This window comes from Pseudonocardia nigra (genome assembly GCF_019396355.1).
Classification (GTDB): Bacteria; Actinomycetota; Actinomycetes; order Mycobacteriales; family Pseudonocardiaceae; genus Pseudonocardia; species Pseudonocardia nigra.
Genome location: NZ_JAHKRK010000268.1, coordinates 1 through 9,013 on the forward strand (window position 1 = coordinate 1; position 9,013 = coordinate 9,013).

The 9,013-nt window shown below is 72.8% G+C and carries 10 protein-coding genes; 7 read left to right on the forward strand and 3 right to left on the reverse strand.

Annotation, left to right across the window (positions count from 1 at the left end; genetic code table 11):
• Positions 1-352 (reverse strand): helix-turn-helix domain-containing protein (locus KME75_RS36965; protein WP_219419597.1); only part of this gene is annotated, 352 nt, incomplete at its 3' end.
• Positions 353-506: 154 nt separating this feature from the next.
• Between KME75_RS36965 and KME75_RS36970 the strand changes: the two genes are divergently transcribed.
• The 5 genes from KME75_RS36970 (at position 507) to KME75_RS36990 (ending at position 4,383) form a co-directional block, all read left to right on the forward strand.
• Positions 507-896: a hypothetical protein gene (locus KME75_RS36970; RefSeq protein WP_219419598.1), complete on the forward strand. Its 390-nt coding sequence runs from the start codon at positions 507-509 to the stop codon at positions 894-896.
• 184 nt (positions 897-1,080) lie between these two features.
• A complete protein-coding gene (locus KME75_RS36975; protein WP_219419599.1) occupies positions 1,081-1,503 on the forward strand; it encodes a hypothetical protein in 423 nt (140 codons plus the stop codon).
• Between the two features lie 78 nt (positions 1,504-1,581).
• The gene (locus KME75_RS36980) at positions 1,582-2,268 is read left to right on the forward strand and encodes a FadR/GntR family transcriptional regulator (protein ID WP_219419606.1); all 687 of its coding nucleotides are present in this window, start codon (positions 1,582-1,584) and stop codon (positions 2,266-2,268) included.
• A complete protein-coding gene (locus KME75_RS36985) occupies positions 2,265-3,095 on the forward strand; it encodes an ABC transporter ATP-binding protein (protein ID WP_219419600.1) in 831 nt (276 codons plus the stop codon). The genes KME75_RS36980 and KME75_RS36985 overlap by 4 nt, the downstream gene beginning before the upstream one ends.
• Before the next feature lie 73 nt (positions 3,096-3,168).
• A complete protein-coding gene (locus KME75_RS36990) occupies positions 3,169-4,383 on the forward strand; it encodes an MFS transporter (RefSeq protein WP_219419601.1) in 1,215 nt (404 codons plus the stop codon).
• Here KME75_RS36990 and KME75_RS36995 read toward each other — a convergent pair.
• Both KME75_RS36995 and KME75_RS37000 read right to left on the reverse strand, forming a co-directional pair.
• Positions 4,320-5,456, reverse strand: a complete 1,137-nt coding sequence (locus KME75_RS36995; protein ID WP_219419602.1) for an aminotransferase class V-fold PLP-dependent enzyme — start codon at positions 5,454-5,456, stop codon at positions 4,320-4,322. The genes KME75_RS36990 and KME75_RS36995 overlap by 64 nt on opposite strands.
• 22 nt (positions 5,457-5,478) lie before the next feature.
• Positions 5,479-6,018, reverse strand: coding sequence for a helix-turn-helix domain-containing protein (locus tag KME75_RS37000; RefSeq protein WP_219419603.1), 540 nt, complete (start codon positions 6,016-6,018; stop codon positions 5,479-5,481).
• Positions 6,019-6,178: 160 nt separating this feature from the next.
• Here KME75_RS37000 and KME75_RS37005 point away from each other — a divergent pair, with 160 nt between their 5' ends.
• Both KME75_RS37005 and KME75_RS37010 read left to right on the forward strand, forming a co-directional pair.
• Positions 6,179-7,672 (forward strand): Na+/H+ antiporter NhaC family protein, encoded by a 1,494-nt coding sequence (locus KME75_RS37005; RefSeq protein ID WP_219419604.1) that lies wholly within the window; start codon positions 6,179-6,181, stop codon positions 7,670-7,672.
• Between the two features lie 7 nt (positions 7,673-7,679).
• A complete protein-coding gene (locus tag KME75_RS37010; RefSeq protein WP_219419605.1) occupies positions 7,680-8,831 on the forward strand; it encodes an aminotransferase class V-fold PLP-dependent enzyme in 1,152 nt (383 codons plus the stop codon).
• Positions 8,832-9,013 lie beyond the last annotated feature (182 nt).

Below are 9,013 nucleotides of genomic sequence, written 5' to 3' on the forward strand. Positions count from 1 at the left end.
GCTCGTCGGCCAGCAGCCGGCTCGACCAGTGCGTCACCCCGAGCCGCTGCGGCGGCGGGTTCAACGTCGCCACGACCACCTCGGCCTCGTCCACGTGGCGGGGCCGGCCCGAACGCTTGCGGTCCTCGAGCGCGGCCAACCCGCCCTCCGCGTAGCGATCCCGCCAGTGGATCACCGTCGGGCGGCTCACCCCTACCCGGGTCGCGATCTCGGTGTTCGAGTGGCCTTCGCCGGCCAGCAGCACGATCCGCGCCCGCTGCGCCAGCCCGGCCCGGATGCCCGAAGCCCGCACCCAGGAACGCAGCGTCGACTTGTCTTTGCCCCGGACCTCCAGGCGAGCAGCAGTCGGCATACGGCATTGTCTCAACCAGCCATCGTAAAGTCACTTACGACACGCAACACTAGTTACCGTCTCCTCTCATTTCCCGATGAGATCCGTGGAGAGCGAGGCTCTACCTCATGCACGAGGAGCCCTCATGGTTGGTTCAGCAGGTGTCAGGCTACGAATGTTCCTCGTCGCGCTCCTGGTCTGCCTACTGTCAGTTCTTGCCGCTCCCGAGTCTGCCCATCAGGTGGTCATGGTGAGCGAGGTACGCATCAACGACTTCGTGACCCTCAGCATGGATCAGCCGATCACGGAGGCGGAGGCGGAGGCCATCCGGCAAGAACTCGGCGGCGGTACCATCCGGCAGGGTTCTGAGTGGGAGATCCAAACCATCGGCTGTGGCGACGAGATTCCCTTCTCGGACGCGAACGGGACCTGGCAGCTCCGGTTCCAATGCTTCCCCACGTACGGCGTCGTCAACTGGCACTACAACCTGTCCCCACGCATGCGGGCCATCGCCGCGAGCTGGGTGACCGAGGACGGCCTTCCGCTGGTGGCGCAATGGCGCTGAGCAATCGAAGAATCGGAACCACTTCGTGCCTTCCGACTATACGCTGCACGGAACGATGAACCCTGTCTACGTCAACGACATCCTCGACTACCAGGACTACCTGACGTTCCGTCACAACATCGGCAGTGGCGGTACCGCATCCGTCACGTTTGCCGGATCAGTCCGGCTCGTGTATTAATACTGAATGGTTCACGAGCGGGAGTTCGCGCGCGACCTCGCCCGTGAGGTGCTGTCGCGCATGATGGTCGATGGCGGGCCTGCGTGGCGGGTGCTCGGCGTCGATCGCTACGAGGAAAAGACTCCCCCTTTCACAGACCCGGACGGCATCCACCATCTTCGGATCACGTTGGGCAAGGCACCCGACAACGCAGACGCCGGCGGCGTGTACTTCACGGTCGGAGTGTCGCGCGAGGACGCCATCGTCGCCACCGCGAACCAGATCCAGGATCATGTCGTCGAGGCGACCCGCGGAGCGGCACTGCCCGCTTGCCCGGGGCACCAGCACCCGCTGAGTGCCACCTGGCTGGATGGCCGGGCGAGCTGGGTCTGCCCGAAGGACCCTGCACACCACTCGGAACCCATTCTGCGGGCGCCCGAGAACGGGTAGCGCCCGCGGGTGCTCGCCAGATGAGACGTCTGAGGACTTGCTACGCTCGCCGCTGATCGGGAGGTGAGCGTGGAGCGGATGCCGGGGCTGCGGCACGGCCCGGTCGTCCCGCAGGTCGAACGGCTGCTGCGCGACCTGGTGCGGGCCGGCCGGTGGCACGTCGGGGACCGGCTGCCGAACGAGGTCGACCTGGCCAAGGAGCTGGGGGTGGGGCGGTCCACCGTGCGCGAGGCGGTGCGCCTGCTGGCCCGCGACGGTGTGCTCGACGTGCGGCACGGCTCGGGCACGTTCGTCGCCGACGCCGCCGCAGCTCGTGCGGACTTCGCGACGATGCTGCGCCGCGCCCGGCTCCGCGAGGTGTACGAGGTGCGGCGCGCGCTCGAGGTGGAGGCGGCGCGGCTGGCGGCCCGGCGCGTCCGTCCCGAGGACATCCACGTGCTGCGCGAGACCCTGTCGCGCCGGCAGGCGCTGGCCGCCGGCGACCCGACGACGTTCGTCGACGCCGACCTGCGCTTCCACCGCGCGATCGTCGAGCTGGCCGGCAACCCCGTGCTCGCCGACCTGTTCACCTCGGTGCTGCCGGTGATCCGGGAGGCGCTGGTCGAGCTGGAGCGCCACGAGACGCAGCGGCCGGACACGTCGGATGCGCACGAGAACCTGCTGACGGCGTTGGAGCGGGGAGACGTCGAGGGCGCGATCGCCGCGACCATCGAGAACCTGCAGGGCGTCATGGACCTCGTCGAGGCCGAGGAAGGGGAGCGGTGAGCGGCGCACAGCCTGCCGAGACGGGGCCGGTGCTGCGGGTGGCGGACGTCGACCTCGTGCGGGAGGGCACCCACCTGCTCCGGTCGGTGTCGATCATCGTGCAGCGCGGCGAGCACTGGGCGCTGCTCGGCGCGAACGGCGCCGGCAAGAGCACGCTGCTCGGCCTGATGGGGGCGCTCACGCACCCGACGCGCGGCGAGGTCGACGTCCTGGGCCGGCGCCTCGGCCGCGTCGACGTCCGGGAGCTGCGGTCCCACCTCGGACACGTCAACCCGCGGCACCCGCTGCAGTCGCCGCTGACACTGCGCGAGGTCGTGCTGACCGGCCTGACCAACACCGCCGAGCTCGTCCCGCGCTGGGCGCCGAGCGACGAGCAGCTGGCCGAGGCCGATCGCCTGATCGACCTGCTCGGCGTCGGCGCGCGGCGCGACGCGCGCTGGCCGGTGCTGTCCCAGGGGGAGCGCGGTCGCGCGCTGATCGCCCGCGCCCTCATGCCCAGCCCGCGGCTGCTGCTGCTCGACGAACCCGCCACCGGCCTGGACCTCGCCGCGCGCGAGCAGCTCATCGACGGCCTCGACGCGCTGCGCGCCGAGCACCCGTCGCTCGCGTCGGTGCTGGTGACCCACCACCTCGAGGAGCTCCCGGCGAGCACGACCCACGCGATGCTGCTGCGGTCCGGGCGGTGTCTCGCCGCGGGGCCCGCCGACGCGGTGCTGACCACCGAACTGGTCAGCCGGTGCTTCGGCCATCCCATCGCGATCAGCCGGCGCGACGGCCGCTGGAGCGCGCGTACCCGTCCGGTGCCGCTGGCCCAGGCCGGGCAGTAGGGGTCCGGGGTGGCGATTCCCGCCCCGGCTCCACCCCAGTCCTCGGACCTCCGATGACGAGGAAAGGTGTGCGATGCGGAACCGGAAGGCGCTCGGGCTGCTCACCGCGAGCCACGGTGTCAACGACTTCTACCAGGGGGCGGTGCCGGCCGTGCTGCCGTTCCTGGTCGCCGAGCGCGGCTACAGCTACGCGCTGGTCACCGGAATCACCCTGGCGGCGACCGGGCTCGCGAGCCTGACGCAGCCGCTGTTCGGGGTTCTCACCGACCGGTGGCCGATGCGGTGGCTGGTCGCCGCGGGGATGCTGGAGGCGGCGGTCGGTCTCGGCGTGTCCGGGCTGGCCGACTCCTACGCCTGGACGTGGGCGGCGATCGCGGTGTGCGGCCTGGGGAGCGCGGCGTACCACCCGGCGGCGGCGAAGGCGGCCCGCGCGGTGGCGGGCGGCTCGACGCGTGCGATGAGCAACTTCTCGGTCGGCGGCATGATCGGGACGGCCGTGGCCCCGCTCGCCGTGGCGTTCGTGCTCGACGGCACCGGTATGTCCGGCACCTGGCTCCTCGTCCTCCCGGCCGTGGTGATGGCCCTCGTGATGGTCGCGGCGCTGCTGCTCACCCGGCGCGCGGGGGCGGCAGCAGGGGTGCCCGGCGCGGCACGTTCCGCGGTGCAGCCCGCGGGGCGCGACGACTGGCGCGCGTTCGGGCGACTCTCGGCGCTGTCGGTGTGCTGGTCGATCCCGTACGTGGTCGTCGGCTCGTTCGTGGCACTCGACGTCATCACCCGGTTCCACGTGTCGGCGAGCACCGGGGCCGCGACGCTCACGGCGTTCACCGCGGGTGGCGTGGTGGGGACGCTCGCCGGCGGCAGGCTCGCCGAGCGCCGCGGGCGGATCCCCACGATCCGCCTCGGCTACCTCGGGTGCGTGCCCGCCGCCGTCGGGGTCGTGGTCGTCCCGCACATCGCGGGTGTCCTGATCTGTGCGCTCGTGCTCGGCACGGCGATGTTCGTGCCCTTCGCCGCGCAGATCACGCTCGCGCAGGACTACCTGCCGAACCGGGTCGGCACCGCCAGCGGCGTCACCCTCGGCCTCACGCTGTCGGCCGGGGGCCTGCTGTCGCCGCTGTTCGGGGTGATCGCCGACGGGTGGGGGGTGACGACGGTGCTGGCCACGACGATCAGCGTGCTGGCGGTGGGCGCCGGGCTCGCCCGCCTGCTGACCGACCCCGATCAGCCGCGGCGGTACTCGGCCAGTGCCGAGCAGAACGCCGCGACGTCGGACTCGTCGTTGTAGTAGTGGAACGACAACCGCAGGACGTGCCCGCGCGGGCTCGTGACGATCCCGCGCTGCGCGAGCCACCCGGCGAGCCGGTTCGGGTCGTCGTCGACGAGCGCCACCATGGGGCCGCGGGCGGAGGTCTCCGCCGGCATCCACAGCTGCTCGCCGGCGTCGACGAGCCGGGCCGACAGGTCGTCGACGAGGCCGGCGACGTGCCGTTCGACGGCGGCCGGGTCGGCGGCGGCGAGCACGCGCATGCCGGCCACGGCTCCGTACGCCGACGGCACCGACGGGGTGCCGACCTCGAACCGGCGCGCATCGGCCGGGTGGTCCAGGGACCGGGGGTCGAACGAGAACGGATCGACCCGGCCGAACCAGCCGGTCAGCTGCGGCGCCACGTCGTCGTGCACCCCGTCGCGGACGTACAGGAACGCGACACCGGGCAGCCCGAGCAGGTACTTCAGCGCCCCCGCGACGAGGTAGTCGCAGTCCAGCTCGCGGACGTCGATCGGGACGACGCCCGCGGCCTGGTAGGCGTCGACGAACACCTTCGCCCCGACCTCCCGGGCCCGGGCCGCCACCTTCGCCACCGGGAGGCGGGCGCCGTTGCGGTAGGACACGAGCGGGCAGGAGGCCAGGGCGGTCTCCTCGTCGATCGCCGCGACGAGGTCGTCGGCCGGCACCCACCCGTCCCGCTCGGCGACGTGGCGCACCTGCGCGCCGCGGGGGCGCTGCCCGAGCCACACGTGGGCGACGGACGGGAACTCCATGTCGGTGCAGACGATCCGGCTCCGCCGGGACCAGTCCTGGGTGGACGCCACCTGGTAGGCGCACTCGGAGGCGTTGGACAGCACGGCGATCTCCCCGGGCCGGGCCCCGATCGTGCGCGCGAACGCCGCCCTGGCCTCCTCGACCACTCCGACCCAGCGGTCCCACGGCGCCCCGTGGCTGCGCATGCTCCACAGCAGCTCGTTCGTCGCCGCGACGAGATCGGTGGACAGCGCGCCCTGGCTGCAGCTGGCCAGGTGGACCGACTCCGCGAGCGCGGGGAACCGGCTGCGGAAGGCGGCTGGGGAGACGGCGGTCATGGATTTCACTGTAGCTAAATAGTCAGTAGCTGGGCGGCGTGATCGCGATCAGGAAGACCGTCGGCCGCTGCGTAGGGTTGACGTAGCGGTGCGGCGAGCGGGAGTCGAAGTAGCAGCTGTCGCCGGGCGCGAGCTCGTGGCGTTCCGTCCCGACCTCGACGAGCAGCCGCCCCTCCTGGACCGTGACGCACTCCTCCGACGGGTGGCTCCAGGGTGTGGCCGACGACGCCGCGCCCGGTTCGAGGGTGCCCTCGAGCAGCTCCAGCCTGCCGGACCCCGGTGACAGGCGCTGGTAGCTGATCCCCCCGTGCGGGGAGCTCACCTGCATCCGGCGGTCCCGGCGCACCACGACGGCCCCGGACTCCGCGTCCGGCTCCCGGAAGAGGCTGAACAGCGGCACGTCCAGGATGCGCGCGATCCGGCGCAGTGTCTCCAGGCTCGGGTCGGTCAGGCCGCGTTCGACCTGGCTGATCAGGCCGGGGGACAGGCCGGTCGTGCGGGCCAGCTCGGTCAGCGTCATGCCCCGGCCGGTGCGCAGCTCGCGGATCCGCACCCCGACCATGCCGCTCCTCCCGCCGCCGCCGGTGATCGTAGGCAGTCGTTGACACCTGCCGCCGGCCGGTCATATCGTCGCAGTTCGTTTAGTGATGGTGAACGGCTGCTGCATCGGATCCACCCGTCGTGGCCGTCCGAGCGGTGGCCGGTGGCCGAGGGGAACGACCATGTCCCAGCCCGCCGCGTCTCCACCTCCCGCGTCCCGGCCGGCGGCCCCCGCCCGGCTGCAGCTGCGCGGCGGGGTGCCCGCGCTGTTCGTCCCGTTCCTCGTCATGCTCGCCGGCATCCTGGTGCTGGGCTTCAAGGGGCTGGCGCTGCCGGAGGCGTTCTGGCCGATGGTGCTGCTGGGGCTCTTCGTCGGCTTGCTGCTGGCCCGGAGCCAGAAGGAGTACGTCGAGGCGCTGATCTCCGGGATCGCGTCGCCGATGCTCGCGGTCATCCTGCTCGCCTGGTTCCTCGCCGGGGTGTTCGGCACGATGCTCAACCAGACCGGCGTCATCGAGGGCCTCGTCTGGGTCGCGACGGCGGTGGGCCTGACGGCGTCGTGGGTGCCGCTGGTGACGTTCCTGTCCGCGTCGATCCTGTCGCTGTCCACCGGCACGTCGGTGGGCACGATCCTCGCGGTCACCCCGATCCTGTTCCCCGCGGGCTTCGCGATCGGGGCCGACCCGCTGCTCGTGGTCGGCGCGATCATCGGCGGTGCGTTCGTCGGCGACAACCTCGCCCCGGTCTCGGACACCACCATCGTGTCGGCGTACTCGCAGGGCACGGACGTGCCCAAGGTCGTCCGGTCGCGGCTGAAGTACGCCGCGGTGGCCGGCGGGATCACGCTGGCTGTCTACGTCGTGGTGGGGCTGGCCGGGTTCGGCGGGGCCGGGCGCGGTGAGGTGGACGCCGCACCCGACGGCCTGGTGATGCTGCTCGCGCCCGCGCTGCTGGTCGTGCTGATGGTCCGGCAGTGGCACTTCGTGTCGGCGCTGCTGCTGAGCACTGCGTGCGGGCTCGTGCTCGGGCTGGTCACCGGCCTGCTCGGCTGGTCGGACCTGCTCTCGGTCGACGGCTCGACGTTCACCGCGAGCGGTGTGGTCGTCGACGGCATGTCCGGGTTCGTCGGCATCGCGGTGTTCACGATCTTCCTGATGGGCATGATCGGCACGTTCCGCGCGGGCGGGCTCATCGAGTGGCTGATCGTGCGCTCCCGTCGGCTGGCGCGCACCCCGCGCAGCGCCGAGGTGACGATGTACCTGCTCGCGCTGGGCGTCAACGCGCTCACCACCGCGGGCACCCCGACGATGGTCATGCTCGGTCCCTACGTCCGGCGGCTCGGGCACAGGTTCCGGATCGCCCCGTGGCGGCGGGGCAACGTGCTGGACGCCGCGTCCACCACGATCATCGGCTTCCTGCCCTACAGCATCGCCGTGCTCATCCCGTTCGCGCTGGTGGCCGACACGGTCCGCGGTGCGAACCTCGAGAACTTCGACGCCGTGCACCTGGTCCCCTACGTCGTGTACTGCTGGGCGCTGATGCTGGTCTTCCTCGTCGCGGTCGTCACCGGCTGGGGCCGGGAGACGATGGACGAGGGCGCATGGGAGGCCGAGCAGCGGGTCCTCGAGGCCGAGGACGCGGGGGAGCAGGCGGCCCCGCCCACGAGCCGCCGCTGACCGGGCGGTGCACTTCCTCGACCACGTCTGCGCGAGTCCGCCTGCGGCGCGGACCGTCGAGGCCGTACGCGAGGCGGCCACGACGCTGAGCGTGCCGGGCCCGGCGGGCGCCACGGCGCTGGCGCTGGCCTGGCTGGAGCGCCGGGACCGGGCCCGCCGGGCGGCGGCCCGGCTGCTGGCCGCCCCGCCCGCCGCCGTCACGCTGGTGGAGAGCACGACCCACGGCCTGGGCCTGGTGGCCGCGGGCCTCGACCTGCGCTCCGGGGACGAGGTGCTGATCCCCGACTGCGAGTTCCTCGGCCTCACCGCCCTGTGGCAGGGGCAGGTCCGCCGGGGCGTGCGGGTGCGGTCCGTGCCGTCCCGCGGCGGCGCCGTCGCCGTCCCGGACGTGGCGGCCGCGGTGGGGCCCTGCACGCGGGCGGTCGTGTGCAGCGCCGTGCAGGAGGTCTCCGGAGCCCCCACCGATCTCGCCGGCGTCGCCGATGTCGCGGCCCGGGTCGGCGCGCTGGTGCTGGTGGACGGCATCCAGGAGGCCGGCGTGCTGCGGACGTCACCCGCCCCCGCCGGGGTGGACGCCTACGCGGCGGGCGGGCACAAGTGGCTGCGCAACCCGTTCGGGCTGGGTCTGCTGTGGACCAGCGACCGGCTGCGGGACCGGCTGCGGCCGCCGTGGCAGGGCTACTTCGCGCTCCCGGAACCCGCGGCGGGCTGGGAGAGCGTCCTGCGCGACCGCACCCGCACCGCCCACGACCTGCCGGGCCTGCGGGCCGACGGGGACGCCCTCGAGCTCGGCGGCACCCCGAACTGGCTCGGCGCCGTCGGGCTCGACGTCGCGCTGGGCGACCTGTTCACCTCCGGTGCCGATCAGGTCGAACGCAGGGCCCTGCGGCTGGCCGACCGGTTGCGAGCCGGCCTCGTCCGGCTCGGCGCCGCGCCGCTCACCCCGGTCGGCACCCGCTCGCCGATCGTCACGTTCGGCCTGCCCGGCGGGGAGCCTGCCGAGCAGGCGCTGCACGACCGGCTCCGGGCGGCCGGGGTGCACGTCTCGCTGCGCGGCGGCGCCGGCGTCGGCGGCGTGCGGGCCGGGTGCCACGGCCACAACACCGACGACGACGTGGACGCGCTGCTCGACGTGGTGGCCGGGTTCCCCCGGACATGACAGTGGGTGACCCCGTGCCGCGGGGTAACGGCCGGTGTGATCGACGCGAGGCACGTTAGAGCGTGTCCCGTGGATCATGCGGGTCGGCTGCGGTAGATCTCTTCTGTGCTTGATCGCCACGACTTGACCGACGCGGAGTGGGCACGGCTGGAGCCGTTGCTGCCCGACCGGACACCGCGACG